This is a genomic window from Lentisalinibacter orientalis, from assembly GCF_040706535.1.
GTDB lineage: Bacteria > Pseudomonadota > Gammaproteobacteria > Steroidobacterales > Woeseiaceae > Lentisalinibacter > Lentisalinibacter orientalis.
In genome coordinates this window covers 494,665-517,777 of sequence record NZ_JAPDRJ010000001.1, presented here as the reverse complement: position 1 = coordinate 517,777, position 23,113 = coordinate 494,665, and the positions used below count along the sequence as shown (strand labels likewise).

Sequence of the window (23,113 nt, the reverse complement as noted above, 5' to 3'; positions counted from 1 at the left end):
CCGGCGCTGCGCGTCCCCTTTGTGGCCGGGGCGGGCACTTAGGCCGGGCGCCTCCGGTAGCCACGCACCCGGACGGCAGGCTAAGCTCGGCTCGTCGACCGGAGGTTCTCGGCCATGAAACAGATTCTGTTGGGCGTTACCGGCGGCATCGCCGCCTACAAGTCGCCGGAGATCGTGCGCCGGCTCACCGCCCGCGGACTCGAGGTCCAGGTGGTGATGACGGCCGGCGCGCAGCAGTTCGTCACGCCGCTCACTTTCCAGGCGGTCTCCGGCAGGCCCGTGCGCACGGAGTTGTGGGACCTCGAGGCCGAGGCGGCCATGGGGCACATAGAACTCGCGCGCTGGGCCGACCTGGTGCTGGTGGCGCCCGCCACCGCGGATTTCATGGCGCGGCTCGCCCACGGCCAGGCGCCCGACCTGCTCTCCACCCTTTGCCTGGCCACCGAGGCCCCCATCGTGCTCGCGCCGGCGATGAACCGGCTGATGTGGGCCAACGACGCCACTCAGGAGAACCGCCAGACGCTGCTCGGCCGCGGCGTCCGGCTGCTCGGTCCCGCCGAGGGCGACCAGGCCTGCGGCGAGACGGGCCCGGGGCGCATGCTCGAGCCGGCCGACATCGTGGATGCGCTGCCGTTCGAACAGCCCGCCGGCCCGCTGAGCGACGTGAGCATCCTGATCAGCGCCGGACCCACGCGGGAGCCGCTGGATCCGGTGCGGTTCCTGTCCAACCGCAGCTCGGGGAAGATGGGCTTCGCGCTCGCGGAGGCGGCGGCCGCGGCCGGCGCCAGGGTACGGCTGGTGGCAGGGCCTGTGACGCTGGATACCCCGCCCTGGGTGGAACGCCACGACGTCGAGACCGCCGAGGAGATGCTCGGCAAGGTTCAGGAGCTGCTGCCGCAGACCGATATCTACGTGGGCGCGGCCGCCATCGCGGATTACCAGGCGGCCGAACGCAGCGAACAGAAGATCAAGAAGACCGGCGAGCGCATGCAGCTCGATCTCGTGCGCGCACCGGACACGCTGGCCGCGGTGGCCCGGGCGGAGGGCCGGCCCTTCACCGTCGGCTTCGCCGCCGAGACCGAGAACCTGGAGGAGAACGCCCGCGGCAAACTCACCGCCAAGGGGCTGGACATGATCGTGGCCAACCGGGTGGGCGGCGAGCTGGGCTTCGACACGGACGAGAACGCGGTGACCGTGTTCTGGAACGGCGGCGAGCGGGAGTTCGCGCGCACCGACAAGAAACGGCTGGCGCGGGGGCTGATGGCGCTGATCATGAACCGCTACCAGACGATGTTCGGCGAGACCCAGCCGGGCCGCATCACGCCCGTGCGCAAGGCCGGCGCGTGAGGCCGGTATTGTGAGGCCCGTTTCTTGAGACGCGTTCCGTGAGACGAGTAGAGCTGAAGATCCTGGACGACCGCCTCGGCGGCGAGTTCCCGCTGCCGCACTATGCCACCGGCGGCTCGGCCGGGCTGGACATGCGGGCCTGCCTCGACCAGCCGCTGACGCTGGGTCCGGGCGAGACGGAGCTGCTGCCGACCGGGCTGGCCATCCACATCGGCGATCCCGGCCTGGCGGCGGTATTGCTGCCGCGCTCCGGCCTCGGCCACAAGTACGGCATCGTGCTCGGCAACCTGACCGGCCTGATCGACTCCGACTACCAGGGCCAGGTCTACGTCTCCTGCTGGAACCGGGGCAGCGAGCCCTACGTCATCGAGCCCGGCGACCGCATCGCCCAGATGGTGTTCGTGCCCGTGGAGCAGGTGGCATTCGACGTCGTGGACGAGTTCCACGAGAGCGAGAGGGGCGAGGGCGGATTCGGCCACTCGGGCCGCAGCTGAACCGGCGTCAGTAGCCCTTCAGGGCGCGGAAGCGCGAGATGTCCTGGGCGAACTTCTGCTCGAGCTGGTCCGCTTCCCGGCGGTGCTCGGCCAGCTGAGCTTCCTGGCGATTGATGCGGTCCTTGGTGTCAGAGAGATCCTCGGCCAGGTCCGGCGGGATCATCTCGGCGTCGGGATCCATGGTGTAGGGCTTGTAGTTGCCGGCCTCCTCCTGCAGGGAGACCATGCGCCGGCGCAGGTTGCGCAGGTAGAGCTCCGCCACCTTCTGCTGCGCGCGCAGCAATTCCAGCCGCCTGTCCCGGTGCATCTCGAGCTCTTCCACCGAGAGATAGGTGGAGAGCAGCACCTTGTCCGCCCGCCGGCGCTTCTCCTTCTCGGCCTCCATCTCGCGCCGCTTGGCCTCGAGCGCCAGTTCCTCGGGCGTCTTCTTGCCCTCGATCACGCCGACGGTCACACCCTGCTCGTTCAGGATGCGCTTCTTCTGGTCACGGTACTCCGGCGGCACCTTGTCGCCGTAGTGGGTCACGCCCTCGTCGTCGGTCCAGCTGTACGTGCGCCGTTCCTCGCCGGCGCCGGTCAGGAGGACGACCGCAAGTACTGCGAGTGTGATGGGAGCTGCCTTGGTCATGTCCGTATTACATATTATCGTGCCGATACCGGACCGGAACTGGTTCGCGGTTTTGGCACATCCCCGCCGGCCGCTGGGGCCGGTTCCCTGTCAGCTCTGATCCGGTTCTACACCATACTGGCGCTGGTAGTCCATGACCGCGCGCAGGTGCTTGCGCTGACCCGGCGTCTCCTCTAGATGGGTGATCAGGTCCGACAGCGTGATGAGGCTCAGCACCGGCACCTTCAGCACCCGCTCCACCTCCTGCACGGCGGAGCGCTCGCCGGTGCCGCGCTCCTGGCGGTCCAGCGAGATCACGACGCCCGCGAGCGTCGCCCCGCTGTCGCGGATGATCTCGACCGCCTCGCGGATGGCGGTGCCCGCCGTGATGACGTCGTCCACGATGAGCACCCGGCCCTCCAGCGGCGCGCCGATGGTGTTGCCGCCCTCGCCGTGGGTCTTCGCTTCCTTGCGGTTGAAGCAGTAGGGAACGTCGATGTCGTGATGCTCCGCCAGCGCCGCGGCCGCCAGCGTGGCCAGCGGTATACCCTTGTAGGCGGGCCCGAACAGCAGGTCGAACTCCACGTTTGAGTTGGCGATGGCCGAGGCGTAGCAGCGCCCCAGCTTGGCCGCGGCGTAGCCGGTGTTAAACAGCCCGGCATTGAAGAAATACGGGCTCATTCGGCCGGACTTCAGCTTGAAAGAGCCGAACTTCAGCACTTCCAGCTCGAGCGCCAGCTCAAGGAATTCTCTCTGCCAGGACCGCATACTGCCTTCCCCGGAGGGGGTCTTGATATCATTCGCGCCGTGCCGGCGGGGTCTCCGCGACCCGGCCTCCAAGTATGACACAGCCGGGGCGGGCGCTGCCGCGCCGGCGCGCCGACGGGAGTGATGCATTGTTCCGGGTCATGAGTCTGAATGCCAACGGTATCCGCGCCGCCGCGAGGAAGGGGTTCTTCGACTGGCTGCCGGCGCGCAATCCGGACGTCGTCTGCATCCAGGAGACCAAGGCCCAGCTGCACCAGCTGGAAGACGAGGTGTTCCACCCGGCCGGCTACCACTGCTATTACGAGGATGCCGAGAAGAAAGGCTACAGCGGTGTTGCGATCTACTCGCGCCACGAGCCGAAGCGCATCGTCCGCGGCCTCGGCATCGAGGAGTTCGACCGGGAGGGCCGTTATCTGGAGGTGCAGCTCGAGGGCGTGGCCGTGGCCTCGGTGTACCTGCCGTCCGGCTCCTCCGGCGACGAGCGCCAGGCGGCCAAATACCGCTTCCTGGACCATTTCCTGCCTCACCTGAAGCGCCTCCGGCGCCGGCGCAGCGAGTACATCCTGTGCGGCGACTGGAACATCGCCCACCGGGAGATCGACCTCAGGAACTGGCGCTCCAACCGGAAGAACTCCGGCTTCCTGCCCGAGGAGCGGGCCTGGCTCGACGCGGTGTTCGACCGGGTGAAGCTGGTCGACGCGTTCCGGGTGGTGAACCCCAACGAGGGCGAGTACACCTGGTGGTCGAACCGCGGGCGAGCCTGGGAGAAGAACGTGGGGTGGCGCATCGACTATCACGTCGTCACCCCCGGGCTCGCGCCGCTGATCCGCCAGGCCGACGTCTACCGGGACGAGCGCTTCTCCGATCACGCCCCACTGACCATCGACTACGAGCTGGATCTTGCCGGCTGACCGCGAGTCCGTCGCCGACGTGCCGGGCCGCCATGCGCCGGGCACCGGCTGGCGTGACTCCGCGGCCGCCTACCTCAGGCCGCGGGTCGTGGCCATGCTGTTTCTCGGGTTCTCGGCCGGGCTGCCGTTCCTGCTGGTGTTCTCCACCCTGGGGGCCTGGCTGACCCAGGCGGGCACCAGCCGCACCGCCATCGGCTATTTCGCCTGGATCGGCATTACCTATTCGGTGAAATTCCTGTGGTCGCCGCTGATCGACCGGCTGTCCATCCCCGTCGCCACCCGGCTTCTCGGCAAGCGGCGCAGCTGGATGCTGGCCGGCCAGCTCGGGATTGCTGCGGGCCTCGTCGGCATGGCATTCACCGACCCGGCGGTGAACCTCACGCAGATGGCGTGGCTCGCCCTGCTGGTGGCCTTCTCCTCGGCCACCCAGGACGTCTCCATCGACGCCTGGCGCATCGAGGCCGTGGACGAGCGCATGCAGGGCCCGATGGCCGGCGCCTACCAGACCGGCTACCGGCTCGCCCTGCTGGCCTCCGGCGCCGGCGCTCTGTTCATCGCGAGCGACGCCTCCTGGCCCGCCGCCTACCTGACCATGGCCGCGCTGGTGGGTGTCGGCATCGTCACGGTGCTCCTGATCGGCGAGCCGGAGGTGGACCCGGAGGTCGTGCGCGCCCGGGAGCGCGATTACCTCGAGACCATCGCCAGGATGGTGCCGGAGACGCGCAGCATGGGCGCGGCCGGGCGCTGGTTCTTCGGCGCCGTGGTCTGCCCGTTCCTGGACTTCTTCCGCAAGGCCGGCCTGTTCAGCCTGGTGATCCTCGCCTTCGTCTCCGTCTACCGCATCAGCGACCTCGTCATGGGCAGCATGGCCAACCCGTTCTATCTGGACCTCGGCTTCACGCTGGAGGAGATCGCCGCCATCGCCAAGGTCTTCGGCATCGGCATGACCATACTGGGTGCCGCCATCGGCGGCGCGCTCGTGGTGCGCTACGGCGCGGTGAAGATGCTGCTGCCCGGCGCGGTGCTGGTGTCGGTGACCAACCTGCTGTTCGCCTGGCTCGCCACACTCGGCCCGGAGCTGGGCATGCTGGTGGTCACGATCTCGGCGGACAACCTCTCGGCAGGGTTCGCGGGCTCGGTGTTCATCGCCTACCTGTCGAACCTCACGAGCCCCGGCTACACCGCCACCCAGTACGCCCTGTTCTCCTCGCTGATGACCCTGCTCGGGAAGTTCCTGAGCGGCTTCTCCGGCATCGTCGTGGACACCTGGGACTACCCGGCGTTCTTCCTCTATGCGGCGGTGATGGGCGTACCGGCGATCGTGCTGGCGATCGTCATCGCCCGCCGCGACCGAACAACCCCTTCCTGACCGCATCCCCGTTCTTTTGTGGGAGGGGCTTCAGCCCCGATCCCCTTTCTATTGTGGCCGCCCTGCGGGGGTATCCATCTTGCTCCCGACAAAAGGTCGCGGCGATGGATACCCCCGCATGACGGCCACGCCTTCAGCGGCGTGAAGGAGGTGCCTGTCAGTAGCGCCTGCTGACCGGTGCTCGCCTCCCGGCTACAGGCCCGCTGTGCGCCGGGTAGGCATGGCGGGGTCGTCCGGGCCGACTGGAGCCATGACGGCGTGAAGGAGGCCCGGCCGAAGCGAAGGAGGACAGGACGTCCGACTGAGCGTCCGCGCCATGCCTACCCGGCGCATGGCGGGCCGACGTCAGAAGAACGAAATCGGGCCTGAAGGCCCTCCTACAGTCAGTGGGTGCGGCGGCTGGCGGTGGGCGGAGTCCCGTTCGACGGGCGCTGGGACGGCGAGCCGTGGTGCAGCACCATCCGCCAGCCGTCTTCTGTGAGGCGGTAGGCGTTGGTGGCGATCACCGGCGTCGTGCCGCCGCCCTGCACCTCGAAGTGCTCCTTCACCACGTGCAGCGCGGCCTCCTGCCAGTTGCTGCGGTGCAGCTGCTCGCTCAGGATGCGGGTCGGGCCCATGTTGCGGAATATCTGTTCCCAGCTGCGGATGATGGCGTCGTAGCCGGTCAGCGGCGCGCTCAGCGGGTGGATGCAGGTGACGTCGGAGTCCCTGCACCAGATTTCGCGCATGGCCTCCAGGTCGCAGAATGAGAACGCGCGATAGAATGCGGCTTCGGCATCGTCGGCGGTAGGGAATCCCATGCAGACAGTCCGATGGATGGTTCAACGGCCCAGCATAACGGCCCGATGAGCCCAAGAGAAGTCAGGAAAGCGGTGTGCCGGCTGGACGAGCTGGCGGATCCGGGCAGCCGCGGCTTCTCGGTGGGGGATGGCGACTGGCCGTTCAGGGGGTTCGTGGTGCGCCGCCGCGACGAGGTCTGGGCCTACCGCAATTACTGCGTGCACGCCGGCCATCCGCTGGACTGGCAGCCGCACCGGTTCCTGACCCGGGACGGCGGTCACATCATCTGTGCGTCACACGGCGCGATGTTTGAGCTGGACACCGGGGTCTGCGTGGCGGGTCCCTGCCCGGGCAAGTCGCTGTACCGCCTGCCGGTGGAGGTGGAACAGGGGCACATCGTGGTCACCGTGCCGGACCCGGCCGCTCACTCCACGTAATCCAGGCTCCCCAGCCAGTCCCGCCGCCCGCCGCCGTCGCCTTCGGACTCGTCGTCGTCGAAGTCCATGTCCAGGGAGCCGGAGGTGTCTTCCGGCGGGTCGACGGGCTCCAGGATGAGATCCGGCCAAGTCTCCAGGTCGATCTCCCCCAGGGTACCGTCGAAGTACTGAATCTCGAGCGTGCCGTCGGCGTCGTCGATGGCGACGATCTCGAACAGTCTGCCGTTCGGCCGGCGGTACCAGTGGCCGATGGCAGGGAATTCGGTAGCCATGTCGTGCAACCTCCACCGCTGCCTTGTATGATCGCGCCTCTCCGGGCAAGGCGCCCTCTCACACGATACCTGAATCATACTCAGACCATTCCGGCGGCGCTGCAATCAGGATGGTCCACAAGGCGCGCAGGCGTGATCGAGCAGCTGCTCAAGAATTTCGTGGTCATGTTCGTCGTCATCGAGCCGGTGACGCTGATACCCGTTTTCGGCGCGCTGACCCGCGGCGGCGCGCCCGGCTTCCGGCGGCGCATGGCGGTGAAGGCGGTGAGCATCTCCGCGCTCATCTTCCTCGGCTTCGCGCTGGCCGGCGAACAGCTGCTGAAGATACTCGGCATCAGCGTCGATGCGTTCCGCATCGGCGGCGGCCTGCTGCTGTTCATGGTCTCGGTGGACATGGTGTTCGCCAGGGAATCCGGCCTGCGTTCGGCCACCATCCGCGAGCAGGAGGAGGCCCGCTACCGGGACGACATCTCGGTATTCCCGCTGGCGTTCCCGCTGATCGCCGGCCCCGGGGCGCTGGCCACCCTGCTGCTGCTGCTGGGTGACGCGGAAGACGACATCCTGAGCGTCGCCCTGCTGCTGGCGGTGGTGTTCGTGGTGCTGGCCATCACGCTCGTCATGATGCTGCTCACCAATCCCATCATGCGCGTCCTCGGCGTGACCGGCGCCAACGTGGTCAGCCGCCTGCTCGGCGTGGTGCTGGTGGCGCTCGCCGTGCAGTACGTCGTGGACGGCATACTGGCCTTCGTCTAGCGTCCGGGCGTCGCCCATTACCGCAGCCGGTAGATCCAGTCGCAGATTCGGTGGCCGAGCCGCAGGCCGCGCTGTTCGAACTTCGTCCGCGGACGGGCGAGCGGCCGGTCGCCGTCGTGCTCGCGCCGCTCCACCCGCTCGAAACGCCCGTCTGCGGCCATCACCTCGTCGATATGTTCGGCGTAGCTGGCCCAGTCCGTGGCGACATGCAACGTGCCGCCGGGCGCGAGCACCCCGGCGGCGAGATCCAGGAAGCGGGGCGCGACGATGCGCCGTTTGTGGTGACGCTTCTTCGGCCAGGGATCCGGGAAGTAGAGGTTCAGCCGCGCGATGCTGCCGCCCGGTATCGCTGCCATGATGTCGAGGGCGTCGCCGCACAGGAGCCGCAGGTTGTCGATGCCGCGGCGCTCGATGCCGAGCAGGCAGTGCCCGATGCCGGGCTCGTGCACCTCGATGCCGTAGTAAAGCGTCTCCGGGTCGTCCTCCGCCTGGTCGAGCAGGCTCTCGCCGTTGCCGAAGCCCACCTCCAGCACCCGGCGGCCGCCGGCGCCGAACGCCGCTGCGACGGAGGCCGGGTCGTCCGCATCGATCCCGTAGCGGGGCCAGAGCTCCCGCCAGGCCCGTTCCTGCGCCCGGGTCATACGCCCGGCCCGCCGCACGAAACTGCGCACCTTCCGTTCCGGCTGCTTTATTGCTCTGTCGCTCATCGCATCCTACATCATGCCTGCAGATGTCTATATTTTGTCAAATACGCAACGGCATCTGCTTGTCACGGCCGTGTCGAATCTCCCTGCGCAACTTATCTCACTCATCTCAGGGAGAGAAATAATGAGAAAGACTACTGCAACCGCTTCCTTGCTGGCGGCGGCGTTCCTGCTGGCCGGCTGTGAGGGCGACGACGGCGTAAACGGTACCGACGGCGCCGACGGCCAGGATGGATTCAATTCCCTCGTGGCCACCCGGGAGATCCCCAAGGGCGATGCCGATTGCCCCGGCGGCGGTCTCGCGCTGGACAGCGGCCTCGATACGAACCGCAACGACGAGCTGGAACCCTCCGAGGTCACGTCCACCGAGCTGCTGGAATGCGCAACCGCACCGCAGCTGCGCGCGCTGCACGCCTCGCCCGATGCGCCTGCAGTGAACATCCTCGTGAACGGTCAGGCCGCGCTCAGCGAGGTGGACTACACCGAGGGCTCGGGCTTCCTGCCGGTGACGGAGACCACCACCGTCCAGGTGGAGGCGATCATCCCCGGCGGTAACGCGATCGTGATCGACGAGACGCTGGATCTCGACTTCAGCACCGACTACACGGTCATCGCCGTCGGCGACGTGGCCGCTCCCATCGGACCGCTGGTGATCGCGAATCCCACCGATGAGGCGCTGACCCCGGGCAGCTTCTTCGCCCAGGTGGTGCATGCCGCGCCGGATGCACCGCCGGTGGACGTCTACGTGACGACGCCGGGCGCCGACCTCGCCGCCAGCGCGCCGATCTCCACCACGCCGCTGGCCTACCAGGACGTGAGCGACCGCCTGGAGGTGCCGGCCGGCACCTATCAGATCCGCGTCACGCTGGAAGGTGACCCGGCGTCGGTGGTGTTCGACTCCGGGGAACTGGATCTCGCCGCGGATGCGGAGCTCCTGATCGCCGCGGTGGAGAACACCGGTCCGGGCGCCACACCCATCCAGCTCGTCGTGCTGGACGGCACCGGTGCCGCCGACCTGCTGGATGCGAACACGCCGGCGGCGGTCACCGCCGTGCACGCGTCGCCGGATGCCCCGGCGGTGGACATCCTGGCGGATGACACCTCCACGGCCAACGACGAGGCGCTGCCCCTCGCGGTGGACTATGCGTTCACCGAGTTCTGCGAGATCGGCGCGGTTCCGGCCCCGGGCGACTACACCGTGAGCGTGGTCGCGAACGCGGACAACTCCGTGGTGGCCACGGACTTCCCGTTCACCGCCGAGCAGGGCGCCGAGGCGACCGCCATCGTGACCGGCTTCCTGTCCTCCGGCACGCCGGCCATCCAGCCGCTGGCGCTAGCCACCGACACGCGCAGCGTGGTTACGGAGGCGAAGCTGCGCGTCATCCACGGTTCGCCGAGCACCGGTGACGTGGACCTGTATCTGCTGGCCGATGGCACGGACCTGAACGACGCTTCCGTCACGCCGAACTTCGCCGGCGTACCCTTCGGCGCGGACACGGGCATCCTGTCCATCGCGCCCGGCATTTACGACGTCTACGTGACGCCGGCCGGTGACAAGAGCGTGGTGGCCATCGAGATCCAGGACGCCACCTTCAGCGGCGGCGAAGTGATCGACGTGCTCGCCCGCGACCCCGCCACCGACGGCAGCGAAGGCGCGCTGCCGCTGCCGCTGGTCATCGACTACGCGGCGCTGCCGGCCTGCACCACCTGAGGCCGGTCCGCAAGGGACGCTGACAGGTCAGGGACGACCGCGCGGCCCCCGGAGCTTCGCTCCGGGGGCCGTTTTCTTTTGGGGCGGCGGTCCGCACAGGCGCGATACGGCCGATTTCAAAGGCCGCGCCGCGGATGCTAAGGTGAAGAGATAATCGACAGGGAGAAGCAGATGGATGTTTTCGAGAGATGGGAGTCGGATATCCGCGGCTATTGCCGCACCTACCCGACGGTATTCAAGTCCGCCTCCAACGCGCGGCAGGTGGACGAGAACGGCAAGTCCTACATCGACTTCTTCGCCGGCGCCGGGGTGCTGAACTTCGGCCATAACAACCCGAACATGAAGCAGGCGCTGATCGACTACATCCAGTCCGACGGCGTCGCCCACAGCCTCGATCTCTACACCACCGCCAAGCGGAACTTCATCGAGAAATTCGTCGGCACCATCCTCGAGCCGCGGGGCTGGGACTACAAGCTGCAGTTCATGGGCCCCACCGGCACCAACGCGGTGGAACTCGCCCTCAAGCTCGCCCGCAAGGTAACGGGCCGTCGCAGCGTGGTGGCCTACACCCACGGTTTTCACGGCATGACGCTGGGCTCGCTGGCCTGCACGTCGAACTCCTATTTCCGCAACGCCGCCGGCGTGCCGCTGGAGCACGTGGTGCACCAGCCCTTCGGCTGCCGGAAGACCTGTCTGGGCTGCGAACTCGGCTGCGGCCTGGAATCCGTGGACCGGCTGCGGGCCCTGTTCGAGAACCCCTCCAGCGGCTGGGAGCCGCCGGCCGCCTTCCTGGTGGAGGCCATCCAGGCCGAGGGCGGCGTGAAGGTGGCCAGCCGGGAATGGCTGCAGGCCACCCAGAAGCTGGCTAAGGATCTCGGTGCCCTGTTCATCATCGACGACATCCAGGCGGGCTGCGGGCGCACCGGCAATTACTTCAGCTTCGACGGCATGGGCCTGGACCCGGACATCATCACGCTGGCGAAGGGCATCGGCGGCTTCGGCACACCGCTGGCGATGAACCTGGCCAAGCCGGAGCACGACAAGCACTGGAAGCCGGGCGAGCACACCGGCACCTTCCGCGGCCAGGGCCTGTCCTTCGTGGCCGGCGTCGAGGGTCTGAAGTACTTCGACGACGACAAGTTCCTGAAGGAAGTGCGCGAGAAGGGCAAGCACATTCGTGACCACGTGGAGAAGCTCTGCGCCTCGCTGAAGGGCACCACCATGCAGGCGCGGGGCGAGGGCATGATGCAGGCGCTCGACACCGGCGACCCGGAGCTCGCGAAGGCCATCACGGCGAAGTGCTTCGAGGCCGGGCTGATCATCACCCAGTGCGGCGTCGGCGGAAGGGTGCTGAAGATCATTCCCCCGCTCACGATCCCGCAGGAAGACCTGCAGGAGGGCCTGGACATCCTCTCCGACGCCGTGGCGCAAACGGTGGAGGTGAAAGCCGCATGAGACAGCGCGACGACATGACGTTCCCGTTCGAGGAGTACGAGCGCCGGCTCCGCGAACTGCGCGAGCGCATGCAGGCACGCCTCCTGGACGCGGTGGTCATCACCGACCCGGAGAACCTGATGTACCTCACGGACTATCAGACCACCGGGTACTCGTTCTTCCAGGCGCTCGTCGTCCCGCTCGAGGACGAGCCGTTCATGATCACCCGCGGCATGGAGGAGTCGAACATCCATGCCCGCACCTGGGTGGAGCGCACGCGGCCCTATCCGGACACCGGCGACGCCATCCAGATGCTGGTGGAGTCGCTGCGCGAGTTCGGACTGAACGGCAAGGACATCGGCTACGAGCGCAACAGCTATTTCTTCCCGGCCTATCACCAGGACAGCATCCACACCACCTTCACGGGCGGTCGGCTGCTCGACTGCTTCGGCATCGTGGAGCAGGGCCGCATCACCAAGTCCGGATACGAGATCGAGGTGATGAAGAAGGCCGCAGCCGCCACGGAGGCCGGCATGCAGGCCGGCTACGAGGCGGCCGAGGCAGGTGTCACCGAGAACGAGATCGGCGCGGCCGTCTCCGCCGCCATGTTCCGGGCCGGCGGCGAACCGCCGGCGGTGATGCCCTACGTCACCTCCGGTCCCCGGACCATGATCGGCCACGCCACCTGGGAAGGCCGCACGGTGCAGCCCGGCGAGCACGTCTTTCTGGAAGTGGGCGGCTGCTACCGCCGCTATCACACGGCCATGATGCGCACCGTGCTGCTCGGCGACATGACGCCGTCGCTGCTGCAGGCGCAGGAGCGCATGAAACTCGCGCTGCGCGAGGTCAAGAACATCATCCGGCCGGGGCTGACCGTATCCGATGCCGACAACCTGATCCGCGCCATCATCCAGGACAATCAGGTGGGCGCGAACCTCATCACGCGCTCGGGTTACTCCATCGGTATTGCTTTCCCGCCGAGCTGGGACGAGGGCTATATCTGCAGCCTGCGCCAGGGCAGCAGCACCATCCTGGAAGAGGGCATGTGCTTCCACATCATCCCGTGGATGTGGGGCGTGGACGGCGACAAGACCGTCGGCATCTCGGACACCATCTACGTGACCGACAAGAGCTGCCAGTCGTTCTTCACCCTCGACGAGGACTTCGTCGTCAAGGGCGAACAGGCACTCATGGGCAAGCGCGTCGGCGCGAGCGACAAGCTGATCGCGATTCCGGCGCGCGACGACCCTGACAAGTCCGGCAAGTCCGGCAAGTCCGACAAGGCGTCCTGAGCGGCGCCCGGACTCGTCTACCGTACCCGTCTTCCCATACCCCTCAGAGCAGGAGTCTCCATCCATGCTGACCGCCATCGATCCCACGACCGGTACCGTGATCCGCGAGGTGAAGCCGGCCTCACCCGATCAGGTCGAGGCCGTCCTCGCCGGAGCCGCCGCCGCCTTCCCGGGCTGGCGCGACACCGGCTTCGGCGAGCGCGCCGAGCTTGTGCGCGCCGTCGCCGCCGAGATGCGCCGGGACGTGGGTGCCCTGGGAGCGCTCATGACCGAGGAGATGGGCAAGCCGGTGCGCGAGGCCCGCGGGGAGGTGGAAAAGGCGGCCTGGTGCGCCGAGCACTACGCCGAGCACGCGGAGTCCTACCTGTCGGCCGACGTCATAGAATCCGACGCCAGTCGCAGCTACGTGCAGTATCTGCCTCTCGGCACCATCCTGGGCGTGCTGCCCTGGAACGCGCCGTTCTGGCTCGCCTTCCGCTTCGCCGCGCCGGCGCTGATGGCCGGCAACACCTGCGTGATGAAGCACGACCCCCACGTGCCGGGCTGCGCGCAGGCCATCGAAGACGTGTTCGCCCGCGTGGGCGCGCCGGAGGGCGTCTTTCAGAACCTGCCGATAGAGACGCCGGCGGTGGAGGCGGTGATCCGCGACCCGCGTATCAAAGGCGTGTCCTTCACCGGCTCCGAACGCGGCGGTGCGGCGGTCGCCTCCGTGGCGGCATCGGAGATCAAGCGCTCGGTGCTGGAGCTGGGCGGCTCGGACCCCGCCATCGTGCTGGCGGATGCGGACCTCGAAAAGGCGGCGGACACGATCACCCTGTCACGCATCATCAACGCCGGGCAGAGCTGCATCGCGGCGAAGCGCACCATCGTCGAGGCACCCGTGTACGAGCGCATGGTGGAATTGCTGCAGGACCGCCTGGCGAAACTGAAGGTGGGCGACCCGCGGGAGGAATCCACCGACGTGGGCCCGATTGCCCGGGACGACCTGCGCGCCAACCTGCACCGCCAGGTGCGCGCGACCGTCGACGCCGGCGCCACCTGCCGCCTCGGCGGCGAGCTGCCGCAGGGCGACGGCTTCTTCTATCCGGTGACGCTGCTGACGGATGTAACCCAGGACATGACCGGCGCCTGCGAGGAGACCTTCGGCCCGGTGGCGGTGGTGATGAAGGCGGCCAACGCCGACGAGGCGCTCGCCATCGCCAACGACACCCCCTACGGCCTCGCGGCGGCGGTATGGACCGATGCGGAACGCGGCGAAGCCATGGCCCGCCGACTCTACACCGGCCAGGTAGCCGTCAACGGCATCGTGAAGACCGACCCCCGCCTGCCGAGCGGCGGCGTCGGCCGCTCAGGCTACGGCCGCGAACTCGGTCCCCACGGCATCCACGAGTTCGTGAATCCACAGCAGGTCTGGATCGCCTAGTAGGTGCCGGACCGAACTTTTGCAACTTTCGCAACTTTTGAAAGTTTCGAGGGTTTCAGAAGTTCCTCGACCGATTCCGACCGGCCGAAGCCGTTGTCTCGCGCTTGACCGGCAGCAGACGCCACAGACCGGGAGCCGACCCCGGCACGCGCTCGTAGCTGCCACCCGCATCCGCGGCCAACGGGGCGAACAGACGGCCGATATCCTCGATTACCGCCGGATTGCGCAGGTGATAGACGTGCCCGCTCAGGCTGTAAAGACCCGTCTCCGACACGTCCACGAGCTGAACCCTCGGGGACAGCGCACTCTCCGCGTGGGCCTCTTCGTCGGTAATCCCCAGCCGCGCTGACGTATTCACGACGGTGGATAGGCGCAGCGCCAGGTCATTCTCCGAGGCGTAGATCGTCATCCGCTCCGCCCGCCGGTCCAGCGCGGGCCCTAACTCGGCGAATCGCGACCGCGCGATATCGGGAGCGACCAGCACGACCTGCCCGAACGCGCCGACGTCTTCGTCCATCCGGGACAGCACCTCCACCGTCGCGCGGGCGCCGAGGCTGTGCCCCAGGATGCTCACGTTTCCGGCCCCGTAACGTCCCGCCAACTCCTCGAGCACACCCCGCAGATCCGGCAGGCTCCAGGCCAGATCACCGGCATCACTAGCGTAGGTCACGTACTTGCGGTCCGCCGGCCAGCTGAACAGCAGCATCCGGCCGTCCAGCCCCAGGCGTTTCTGCAGCAATGCCGCATGCCGGCAGCTGCGTCCGAAGCTCTCGTTGAAACCGTGGATGTAGACGACCACGCCGTCATGCTCCCCGTCACCGAGGTCGGAAGTCACCTCCTGCGCCGGCGCCAGCGTCACGCCGATCAATCGCCCGTCATGGTCTTCGCCGTCCCGGATCGCCACCCGACACCGTCCCGCCGTCAGCGGGCCGCGAGCGCCCCCGTAGTACTCCAGGCCGTCCCCGTCCGTTTCCAGTTGCCGATTCGTTACGAAGGCGACCTCGACGCTTGCCCCGGCTTCCGCCGGCCCTGCCGCGGCGGGCGCCGGCCCCACGGGTACCTGGCCTGCGCAGGCGGCAAGCAGGAACGCGCTCGCAAGGACCGCGAGCCGTGCGTAGTGGGGAGCGTAGTAACGATGACGGAGGCGCATGAACCGCTCAGTATACCGGGTCTCTGTGCGGCGTCGCCTGACTGCACCATAATTCGAACCGTCGCCGCCACCGGGAGCCCCCATGCCAGGCCGCAGCCGTTACAACGACATACGGGCGAGGCGGACCGAGCGCGCCTATCTGTCGCCCGAGATCGAGCGTCAGCGCGAACAGACCCTGCAGGCACTCACCCCGGCCCCGGGCGAGTTCCTGCTGGACGTGGGCTGCGGGCCGGGGCTGCTGACACGGGACCTCGCCGACGCCGTCGGCCCGGACGGCTTCGTGCTCGGACTCGATCTCAGCGCCTCCATGCTGGCTCTCGCCGCCGAGCGGTGTGCAGGCATACCGCACATCGCCCTCACGCAGTCGAATGCCACGAGCCTCCCGGTGTGTTCCGGCGCAGCCGACGCCGTCACGGCCACCCAGGTGCTGCTCTACGTCGAGCAGCCGGAATCCGCGCTCGCCGAGATCCGCCGCGTCCTGCGTCCGGGCGGGCGAGTCGCCATCGTGGAAACCGACTGGCAGACCGCCGTCGTCACCGCGCAGGACGCAGACCTCACCCGTCGCCTGTTCGGCGCCTGGGACGCCGCCGTGGCGAGCCCCCGTCTCCCGCAGCGTCTGCAGCCGATGCTGCGTGAGGCGGGGTTCGGCGACGTCCGGGTGCACGCCGTCCCGGTGCTCTCGACGCGCCTCGACGACGAGGGTTATGCCGGCACCATGATCGCCCAGTGCGTGGCCAGCGCGGCGGCGACCGGTGCCGCGAGCGAAGACGAGCTCCGCATCTGGCGGGAAGACGTCGAACGCCGTGCCGAGACGGACGAGTTCCTGTTCTGCGTGAACCGGTTCCTGTTCAGCGCCGAGTGCTGGTGAGCGAGAGCCGCAGTTGTCGGCAAGCGTACCTCCGGCTACGCTTCCCGCCGTGCTGCCACACAACCATTCGTCCCGTCATGTCCCGTAAGCACCTCTACGCTATCACGATCCTGCTCGTATCCCTGCTGGTCGCCCGCGCCGCGCCGGCCGACGTCGTGTACATGCAGAACGGCGACCGCATCACCGGCAACATCAAACGCGTCTGGGATAACGAGCTCTTTCTGGAGACGCCCTACGCCGACGAATTCCCCATCTCGCTGGACGCCGTGGCCCGCATCGAGTCTGACGAAAACCTGGAAATCGAGCTGCGCGACCACAGCGAGATCACCGGCCGCTTCGCCACCGATGACGCAGGCAACATGATCCTCGTCACCGACTCTGGCACGCGGCCATTCGCGCCAATGGATATCGAGGAACTGACCGAGCCGGAGGACGAGTTCGACTGGGATGCCCGCTCCGATTTCTCGTACAGCGCCACCCGCGGCAATACGGAGACCAGCGACTTCCTCTGGCAGCTGGATGGCGGCGTGAAGATCGGCGATCATCGCCACCGGCTGGACTTCCGCCTGGATCGGAAAGACCAGGACGGCCTCACGACCAAGGAGCAATACAACGCCAGCTACGTCTACAGCTGGTTCTTCTCGGACGGCTGGTTCCTCTCCTCCGGCATTGGCTACGAGCGCGACCCCATCCGTCAGCTCACCTACCGCTACACGCCCGGCGGGGGCGTGGGCTTCCAGTTCTTCGAGGACGCCTACCGTCTGTTCGAGGTCTCACTCTCCGCCATCGGCGTGCGGGAGCGGCTCGCCGGCGAGACCGACGAGTCCACCGCGGCCCGCTGGCAGATGCGCTACCGTCGCGACCTGCTCGGCGGCGACCTGGAGTTCTTCCACGATCATCGCTACTGGGTCTATCTGACCGGACGCACCAACCGGGTGGCGGACACCTCGACGGGTATCCGCTGGGAGGTCTGGGGCGATATCTATATGAACGTGCAGGTGGACTGGGACTGGGAGTCCAACCCTGCCGCCGGCAACGAGCAGGAGGACGTCACCTACGCTCTGGGCATCGGCATCGAGCTGGACTAGTTCGCCGATTGAAACGCGGCGAATGGATGCGGCTCAAGGGGGCTTCTTCCCGGCTACATCGACACACACGGAGCCAATTGCAGCGAGGTAGCGGAACGTCGCCTCCGTGGCAGGCGAGAGTTCCTGGCGCGCCTGCTGGGAGACGACGAGATACCCGGAACCCTGCCGCTCGATCCAGCCATCCGCCTCCAGTTGCTGGACCTTCCGGCGCACGGTTTCCCGCGGGATGCCGCTCGCGTCCGCTATGGACTGCACGTTGATGGGGCCAGGCTGCTGGGGTGTCTCGCCTGTGCGGAACTCCTCGTAAGACAGGCTCTGGATGCGGCGGCCGGGCAGCGTACGCAGCCCGATCATGGCGAGCACCAGCATCAGGTCGAGGTCGCCGTGAAACTGGCGGCGCAACGTGATGAGTAATTGAGTGAACTGCTCGACGTGGACCGGCCAGATACGTCCGAAATGCCTGCTCACGTCATCGTAGCCGAAACCCATCCCCGACCCTCGCCACTTCCGTGTCAGTTCGCCCATTCTGGGTGATCGGTGCATTGCCGGCAAGCGGTAACGGCCCGAGAATCCCCGCGCGAGGATAGCGTCGCGGGACAGAGGTTCTGTGTTCCGTCATTCCCCACATCGAGCGATTCTGCATGGAGGAGCCTGTGAACCAGACATCCGGATTTCCCGGCAAGCAGGCTGCCCCCCGCAACGCCCGCGATTTCCGGAGCATGGCCGTGACCATCAGGTTCGATCTGGTGCTCGCGAAGCTCCCGACGCTCGTCGTGGTTTCATTGCTGTACTCGGCACTTTTCGGGATACGCGAAGATGCGGCGGCCTGACCGGACCCTGGCGGTCCTCGTCGTCCTGTCCGTATGCGGCTGCGCTGCGCAGCCCGAGAGAATCAATCCGCTGCCCCCGGAATCGGTCGGTCTGGCGGATATTCCTGGCATACCCCATGCGCGACAGTGGGGTGATGAGCCACCGGAGGAGATAGAGGGCTGGCTCCAGCTGCCGGAGGATGTGCTGCGCGAGCGCCACGGCGGCGTCATGGGACGTGAGCACGACTACCTGGTGATTTCGGGGGGTGGCGGCAACGGGGCATTCGGAGCCGGGCTGCTCGCCGGCTGGTCCGCCAACGGATCGCGCCCGGAATTCCAGATCGTATCCGGCATCAGCACCGGATCACTGATCGCGCCTTTCGCGTTCCTGGGGCCAGCGCACGATGCGACGCTGAAGGAGATGTACACGCGCTATTCTACAGAGGACCTGGTGGAATACCGCAGTGTGATCGGCATCGTGCGCGGGGACGCGGCCCTGAGTACCGAGCGTCTCAGGGAGCTGATAGCCCGTTACGTGAACGACGGGGTGATCGATGCCATCGCCGCCGAGGGGAAGAGAGGACGTTCCCTGTTCGTGGGCACGACCAATCTCGACGCCGGGCGGCCGGTGGTGTGGGACATCACGCGTATCGCGGCCAGCCCCTCGCCGGGGGCCCGGGACCTGATCCACGACATCATTCTCGCATCGGCGGCCATCCCCGGCGCGTTCCCGCCGGTCATCGTCGAGGTCGAGGCCGGCGGTGTGCGCTACGACGAGATGCACGTGGATGGTGGCGTTACCTCCCAGCTTTTCCTGGCTTCCACGGGCATAGACTGGCGTGATGTGCACGAGAAGCTCGGGGTGCAGGGCGACCCCGACCTGTACGTCATCCGCAACTCCAGGATCCGGCCCGCGCCCGAAGCCGTGCAGCGGCGTCTGATACCGGTCCTGGGGCGCACGGTATCGACCCTTATCAATTCGCAGGGCATAGGCGACATTGCAAAACTCTATGCAATGTCCGCGGAGCACGGTTTCAACTTTCAGCTGGCCTATATCCCGGCCAGTTTCGAGGGTGAGCCGCAGGAGACTTTTGACCGGGAATATATGGGCAGGCTCTTCGAGTTCGGTTACGAACTCGCAAGGGCGGACGAGGCGTGGACTCTCGTGCAAGTCGACGAATGAGCGGGGATCCCGCCGGTTCGTCTGTACGGGACCTTTACTCTGACAGGAGTCGGTGATGGAGATGAACGGGAGGATGCTGCGGCTCTTGCTGCCGGCGGCTGTGCTCTGCGTGGCGATGGTTGCCTCCGCGCAGGCGGATTCGCGATACGAGCGTTGTCGCGTCGAGGCTCGCGAGATCAGCGGCCACGACGGGGAGGACGCGCCCGGTGTGCTCGGCGGCGCGGTGCGCGGCGGACTGGCCGGGGCCGCCCTGGGCGCCGCCGGCGGCTGGGTAGTGGACAAGAACGCGGGCAAGACCGCCAAGCGAGCGGCGGTACTCGGCGCCGTGGTCGGCAGCGTCAAGTCCGCCGCGAAAAAAAAGGAGGTCGAGGCGAAGCAGGAGGGCTATGCGCGCGCGCTCGATCGCTGTCTGTCACGTAGCAATGACGATGATTGAGGGATAGCACTATGAGGAGTTACAGACTGGTTCCCCTGGTGGTCGCGGTGGTGCTGGCGGCCGGTTCGGCATACGCCGAGGATGCCGAGGTCGCAGCGTCGGACGTCACCCGGGTGACCTGTTCCGACCTGGCGCTGGCGAGCGAGGAAAACCGGGCCTTCGCCCTGATGTTCTACTACGGCTATCTCGCCGGGCGCAGCAACGTGTCCGTCATCGACAACAGTCTGGTGGCCGATCATCTCCTGCAGGTGCGCGACTACTGTGCGGGCCATCCGGAATCGACGGTCGTCGACGCCTTCGTGGCGGCGCTGCGGGAAAAGGATTGACCGGAGGCAACCGCGCGCTGCCTGCAGATGACAGGCGTTGCTCGGCGTCAACGGGACAGGAAAGAATGAATACAGTCAGAATCTGTATGACGATCCTTGCTGCGCTGCTGTTCTCCGGTTCGGCGGAGCCGCAAACGAACGAGCTGAGCTGGACCATGGACGGAGCCCTCCGGCAACTGGACAGACAGGGCAGTGACCTGGAGACCGTGCTGGCGGAACTCTCGGTTAGCTGGCAGGACGATGCTGGTGAAGGCGAGCGCCTCGCCAGTGGTCGAATCTACATCAACCGGGACGGCGACTACCGGATCGCCACCAGGTCGGACGACGGCATGCAGATCCTGAGGCGCGGAGACAACGTCTATTACTTCAGTCCTGCGCTGGCGCGCGTGGCGGAGTATCGGCTGGACAGGCACCGTAATCGCGTGGAGCCGTATCTGCGGCTCGGATTCACTATCACGGGTCGGGATCTGAGCAAAGACTACCTCGTGACGTTCATCGGCGAAGAGCGGTCCGGCGAACGCCGACTGCTCGGCCTGGAACTGACACCGAAGCGCGATCAGAGGCGGGCTCTGGTATCTGGCATCGAACTCTGGGTGGATCAGGCGTCATGGTTGCCTGCTCGCCAGGTGGTCAGACTCGGCAGCGGGGGAGGCCGGGTGACCCTGGAGTACACGCAGACCGCACGCAATCTGAAGCTGAATCCGGAGCTGTTCGTCGACCGCTGGCCGAGGGGCACTCAGAAGCTGCGCCGCTGAGTCCCCGCACGGACAGGCCGGCGCGCACGGACGAGGCACCGGGTAACGTGATGCCCCAGCACCGATACATCGACTATCAGCGCAGTCTGGGTGGCGGCGACGCCGTATCCATCGGCGAGCTGATGCCCGAGCCGGAACGGGATCCGGCAGGGCGGGTCGTACGCCTGCGGCGGGAAAGGTCCAAGATTTCCACCGCGGAAGTCGTACAGCTGCTCCAGCCCTATATCTCGCAGCGCTTTCTCGACCAGTTCAGAGCTGTCGCGCCGCTGGCGGTGTATCTGGTGGCGTTCCAGCTGCTGATCCTACGTCAGCTGGTGGAGGACTCCTCGCTCATCACCGGCGGGCTGCTGGCCGTGATCGTCGGACTCATGTTCTTCATGGAGGGCCTGAAGCTCGGGCTGATGCCCTTCGGCCGGGTGATCGGCTCCAGCCTGCCGCGCAAGGCCGCGCTGCCCGTGGTGCTGTTCATCACGCTGCTGCTGGGCATCGGGGTCACTCTCGCGGAACCGGCCATCGGGGCGCTTAAAACGGCCGGCCAGAACGTGGTGGTGGAGCGCGCGCCTTACCTTTACGCCTTGCTCAACGACTGGTCCGGTACGCTGGTGCTGGTCGTCGGTGCCAGTGTCGGCCTGGCTGCCGTCGTCGGCTCTTTGCGTTTTCTGTGCGGCTGGAGCCTGAAACCGCTGATCTACCTCGCGCTGGCACCGGTCCTCACCCTGACCGCTTACGCGGCGTCGCAGCCCCAGCTGGCCGCCGCCCTTGGCCTCGCATGGGACACGGGCGCGGTGACGACCGGCCCGGTAACGGTGCCGCTGGTGCTGTCCCTGGGCATCGGCATAGCCGCCGCCGCCGGCAAGGGCGATTCCGGGCTTTCCGGCTTCGGCATCGTCACGCTGGCCTCGCTGTTCCCTGTGGGCGGGGCGCTGCTGCTGTTGCTCTGCGTCGCCGTGACGCTAAGTCCCGAACAGATCATCGCCGCGGCCCGCATCGCCGAGGCCGCCGCTGAGGCGGCCACACCGGCCTGGTACGAGACCAGTCCGGGCCAGGAGATCGTCATGGGTATCCGCGCGATCCTGCCGCTCGTCGTATTCCTTTTCGTTGTCCTGACGGTCATGCTGCGCGAGAAGCTTCCGCACCGCAGCGAGATCTTCCTTGGCATCGCCTTCACGATCATCGGCATGTGCATCTTCAACCTTGGCCTCACCTACGGCCTGTCCAGGCTTGGCGGCGGTGCGGGCGGCCTCGTGCCTGTGGCTTTCATGGAAATCGACGGTTTCGCGAGTTCGCCGCTATACGTTTACGGCGTGGGGCTGACGCTCTCGTTGCTGTTCGCCTGGGTGCTGGGCTTCGCTGCCACCGCGGCCGAGCCGGCGCTCAATGCTCTTGGTATCACGGCCGAACAGCTGACCAACGGTGTGTTCAACAAGCGCACGCTGATCCTGTCCGTTTCCACCGGCGTCGCCTTTGGCATTGCGCTCGGCCTCCTGAAGCTCATCTTCGACCTGCCGCTCGTGTACATGATCCTGACCGGCTACGGGATCGCGCTGGTGCTCACGGTCTTGTCCAGCGAGGAGTTCGTCAACCTCGCGTGGGACAGCGCCGGCGTGACGACCGGCCCGATCACGGTTCCGCTGGTGCTCGCGATGGGTCTCGGTTTCGGCAACGCCACCAATGCCGTGGAAGGATTCGGCATCCTCAGCATGGCGTCGATCGGGCCGATCATCACTGTGATGCTGTCCGGTCTCTGGTCGCAGCATCGTATCGAGGCGCAGGCACGCGCTGCCCGGCTTGCGGACACGACGAACATCGAAGCGCGGGAGGGCGTCGTATGAGCGAGGACATCACCTACCTGACTGGCGCTGCGCTGATCACGGCGGTGGTGCCGGCGGGCCGCGCGGAGGACATGCTCGAGGCAGCGCGGAATGTGGGCGCCAGCGGCGGCATCGTGCACCAGGCGCGGGGGACCGGCGCGCGTGAGCTGTTCGGGCTGCTCGGCATCGCGGTCGAGGCGGAGAAGGAGGTGGTGAGCATCGTCGTCGCTGAGGAGTACCAGGAACTGGTCGCGCGAGCGATCTTCCACGCCGGCGGCCTCGGCAATCCCGGCGGCGGCTACCTTTACGTTACGCCCTTGGAGAAGCTGGCGACTTTCATCCCCCGGGAAACGATGACCCGGCTGCGGGATCGCAGCTGAGACGC

General features: G+C 67.2%; 26 protein-coding genes. 19 read left to right on the top strand and 7 right to left on the bottom strand.

Annotated elements, in window-relative coordinates:
- The first annotated feature begins 114 nt into the window (after positions 1–114).
- Both coaBC and dut read left to right on the top strand, forming a co-directional pair.
- Positions 115–1,347: a bifunctional phosphopantothenoylcysteine decarboxylase/phosphopantothenate--cysteine ligase CoaBC gene (gene coaBC / locus ACJMK0_RS02170; protein ID WP_405235175.1), complete on the top strand. Its 1,233-nt coding sequence runs from the start codon at positions 115–117 to the stop codon at positions 1,345–1,347.
- Between the two features lie 38 nt (positions 1,348–1,385).
- Positions 1,386–1,841, top strand: a complete 456-nt coding sequence (gene dut / locus ACJMK0_RS02165; RefSeq protein ID WP_405235174.1) for a dUTP diphosphatase — start codon at positions 1,386–1,388, stop codon at positions 1,839–1,841.
- 7 nt (positions 1,842–1,848) lie between these two features.
- Here dut and ACJMK0_RS02160 read toward each other — a convergent pair whose 3' ends face one another.
- Positions 1,849–2,469 (bottom strand): DUF4124 domain-containing protein, encoded by a 621-nt coding sequence (locus ACJMK0_RS02160; protein ID WP_405235173.1) that lies wholly within the window; start codon positions 2,467–2,469, stop codon positions 1,849–1,851.
- 90 nt (positions 2,470–2,559) lie between these two features.
- A complete protein-coding gene (pyrE, locus tag ACJMK0_RS02155) occupies positions 2,560–3,216 on the bottom strand; it encodes an orotate phosphoribosyltransferase (RefSeq protein ID WP_405235172.1) in 657 nt (218 codons plus the stop codon).
- Positions 3,217–3,290: 74 nt separating this feature from the next.
- On the opposite strand from pyrE, the gene ACJMK0_RS02150 reads away from it, so the two are divergent.
- Entirely contained in the window at positions 3,291–4,127 is an 837-nt protein-coding gene (locus tag ACJMK0_RS02150; protein WP_405235171.1) for an exodeoxyribonuclease III, read from the top strand.
- Positions 4,117–5,496 (top strand): AmpG family muropeptide MFS transporter, encoded by a 1,380-nt coding sequence (locus ACJMK0_RS02145; protein ID WP_405235170.1) that lies wholly within the window; start codon positions 4,117–4,119, stop codon positions 5,494–5,496. The genes ACJMK0_RS02150 and ACJMK0_RS02145 overlap by 11 nt, the downstream gene beginning before the upstream one ends.
- Before the next feature lie 383 nt (positions 5,497–5,879).
- Here ACJMK0_RS02145 and ACJMK0_RS02140 read toward each other — a convergent pair whose 3' ends face one another.
- Positions 5,880–6,296 carry a nuclear transport factor 2 family protein gene (locus ACJMK0_RS02140; RefSeq protein WP_405235169.1) on the bottom strand — a complete coding sequence of 139 codons (417 nt, stop codon included), beginning with the start codon at positions 6,294–6,296 and terminating at the stop codon, positions 5,880–5,882.
- A gap of 45 nt (positions 6,297–6,341) precedes the next feature.
- On the opposite strand from ACJMK0_RS02140, the gene ACJMK0_RS02135 reads away from it, so the two are divergent.
- The gene (locus tag ACJMK0_RS02135) at positions 6,342–6,713 is read left to right on the top strand and encodes a Rieske (2Fe-2S) protein (protein ID WP_405235168.1); all 372 of its coding nucleotides are present in this window, start codon (positions 6,342–6,344) and stop codon (positions 6,711–6,713) included.
- Here ACJMK0_RS02135 and ACJMK0_RS02130 read toward each other — a convergent pair.
- Positions 6,701–6,985 (bottom strand): DUF6763 family protein, encoded by a 285-nt coding sequence (locus ACJMK0_RS02130; protein ID WP_405235167.1) that lies wholly within the window; start codon positions 6,983–6,985, stop codon positions 6,701–6,703. The genes ACJMK0_RS02135 and ACJMK0_RS02130 overlap by 13 nt on opposite strands.
- A 132-nt stretch (positions 6,986–7,117) precedes the next feature.
- Between ACJMK0_RS02130 and ACJMK0_RS02125 the strand changes: the two genes are divergently transcribed.
- Positions 7,118–7,738, top strand: coding sequence for a MarC family protein (locus ACJMK0_RS02125; protein WP_405235166.1), 621 nt, complete (start codon positions 7,118–7,120; stop codon positions 7,736–7,738).
- Positions 7,739–7,755: 17 nt separating this feature from the next.
- Here ACJMK0_RS02125 and trmB read toward each other — a convergent pair whose 3' ends face one another.
- On the bottom strand, positions 7,756–8,445 hold the full coding sequence (gene trmB / locus ACJMK0_RS02120) for a tRNA (guanosine(46)-N7)-methyltransferase TrmB (RefSeq protein ID WP_405235165.1): 690 nt from the start codon (positions 8,443–8,445) through the stop codon (positions 7,756–7,758).
- A gap of 121 nt (positions 8,446–8,566) precedes the next feature.
- On the opposite strand from trmB, the gene ACJMK0_RS02115 reads away from it, so the two are divergent.
- The 4 genes from ACJMK0_RS02115 to ACJMK0_RS02100 all read left to right on the top strand — a co-directional run bounded on the left by ACJMK0_RS02115 (position 8,567) and on the right by ACJMK0_RS02100 (position 14,302).
- A complete protein-coding gene (locus ACJMK0_RS02115; protein WP_405235164.1) occupies positions 8,567–10,153 on the top strand; it encodes a DUF4397 domain-containing protein in 1,587 nt (528 codons plus the stop codon).
- A gap of 171 nt (positions 10,154–10,324) precedes the next feature.
- Complete coding sequence (locus tag ACJMK0_RS02110) at positions 10,325–11,608, top strand: aspartate aminotransferase family protein (protein ID WP_405235163.1); 1,284 nt, start codon at positions 10,325–10,327, stop codon at positions 11,606–11,608.
- A complete protein-coding gene (gene doeA, locus ACJMK0_RS02105) occupies positions 11,605–12,879 on the top strand; it encodes an ectoine hydrolase (protein WP_405235162.1) in 1,275 nt (424 codons plus the stop codon). Before ACJMK0_RS02110 ends, doeA begins: the two co-directional genes overlap by 4 nt.
- 64 nt (positions 12,880–12,943) lie before the next feature.
- On the top strand, positions 12,944–14,302 hold the full coding sequence (locus ACJMK0_RS02100; protein ID WP_405235161.1) for an NAD-dependent succinate-semialdehyde dehydrogenase: 1,359 nt from the start codon (positions 12,944–12,946) through the stop codon (positions 14,300–14,302).
- 55 nt (positions 14,303–14,357) lie between these two features.
- On the opposite strand, the gene ACJMK0_RS02095 is transcribed toward ACJMK0_RS02100, so the two are convergent.
- The gene (locus tag ACJMK0_RS02095) at positions 14,358–15,452 is read right to left on the bottom strand and encodes an alpha/beta hydrolase (protein WP_405235160.1); all 1,095 of its coding nucleotides are present in this window, start codon (positions 15,450–15,452) and stop codon (positions 14,358–14,360) included.
- Positions 15,453–15,534: 82 nt separating this feature from the next.
- Between ACJMK0_RS02095 and ACJMK0_RS02090 the strand changes: the two genes are divergently transcribed.
- Both ACJMK0_RS02090 and ACJMK0_RS02085 read left to right on the top strand, forming a co-directional pair.
- Positions 15,535–16,320 carry a methyltransferase domain-containing protein gene (locus tag ACJMK0_RS02090; protein ID WP_405235159.1) on the top strand — a complete coding sequence of 262 codons (786 nt, stop codon included), beginning with the start codon at positions 15,535–15,537 and terminating at the stop codon, positions 16,318–16,320.
- A gap of 77 nt (positions 16,321–16,397) precedes the next feature.
- Positions 16,398–17,408, top strand: a complete 1,011-nt coding sequence (locus ACJMK0_RS02085) for a DUF481 domain-containing protein (RefSeq protein ID WP_405235158.1) — start codon at positions 16,398–16,400, stop codon at positions 17,406–17,408.
- Between the two features lie 33 nt (positions 17,409–17,441).
- On the opposite strand, the gene ACJMK0_RS02080 is transcribed toward ACJMK0_RS02085, so the two are convergent.
- On the bottom strand, positions 17,442–17,876 hold the full coding sequence (locus tag ACJMK0_RS02080; RefSeq protein ID WP_405235157.1) for a helix-turn-helix domain-containing protein: 435 nt from the start codon (positions 17,874–17,876) through the stop codon (positions 17,442–17,444).
- Between the two features lie 185 nt (positions 17,877–18,061).
- Between ACJMK0_RS02080 and ACJMK0_RS02075 the strand changes: the two genes are divergently transcribed.
- The 7 genes from ACJMK0_RS02075 (at position 18,062) to ACJMK0_RS02045 (ending at position 23,108) form a co-directional block, all read left to right on the top strand.
- Positions 18,062–18,238, top strand: coding sequence for a hypothetical protein (locus ACJMK0_RS02075; RefSeq protein WP_405235156.1), 177 nt, complete (start codon positions 18,062–18,064; stop codon positions 18,236–18,238).
- Positions 18,225–19,400: a patatin-like phospholipase family protein gene (locus ACJMK0_RS02070; RefSeq protein ID WP_405235155.1), complete on the top strand. Its 1,176-nt coding sequence runs from the start codon at positions 18,225–18,227 to the stop codon at positions 19,398–19,400. Before ACJMK0_RS02075 ends, ACJMK0_RS02070 begins: the two co-directional genes overlap by 14 nt.
- 55 nt (positions 19,401–19,455) lie before the next feature.
- Positions 19,456–19,836: a hypothetical protein gene (locus ACJMK0_RS02065; protein ID WP_405235154.1), complete on the top strand. Its 381-nt coding sequence runs from the start codon at positions 19,456–19,458 to the stop codon at positions 19,834–19,836.
- Positions 19,837–19,847: 11 nt separating this feature from the next.
- On the top strand, positions 19,848–20,162 hold the full coding sequence (locus tag ACJMK0_RS02060; RefSeq protein ID WP_405235153.1) for an HdeA/HdeB family chaperone: 315 nt from the start codon (positions 19,848–19,850) through the stop codon (positions 20,160–20,162).
- A gap of 86 nt (positions 20,163–20,248) precedes the next feature.
- Positions 20,249–20,917: a LolA family protein gene (locus ACJMK0_RS02055; RefSeq protein WP_405235152.1), complete on the top strand. Its 669-nt coding sequence runs from the start codon at positions 20,249–20,251 to the stop codon at positions 20,915–20,917.
- 50 nt (positions 20,918–20,967) lie between these two features.
- A complete protein-coding gene (locus tag ACJMK0_RS02050) occupies positions 20,968–22,749 on the top strand; it encodes a DUF1538 domain-containing protein (protein ID WP_405235151.1) in 1,782 nt (593 codons plus the stop codon).
- Positions 22,746–23,108: a P-II family nitrogen regulator gene (locus ACJMK0_RS02045; RefSeq protein ID WP_405235150.1), complete on the top strand. Its 363-nt coding sequence runs from the start codon at positions 22,746–22,748 to the stop codon at positions 23,106–23,108. The genes ACJMK0_RS02050 and ACJMK0_RS02045 overlap by 4 nt, the downstream gene beginning before the upstream one ends.
- Positions 23,109–23,113: the final 5 nt, after the last annotated feature.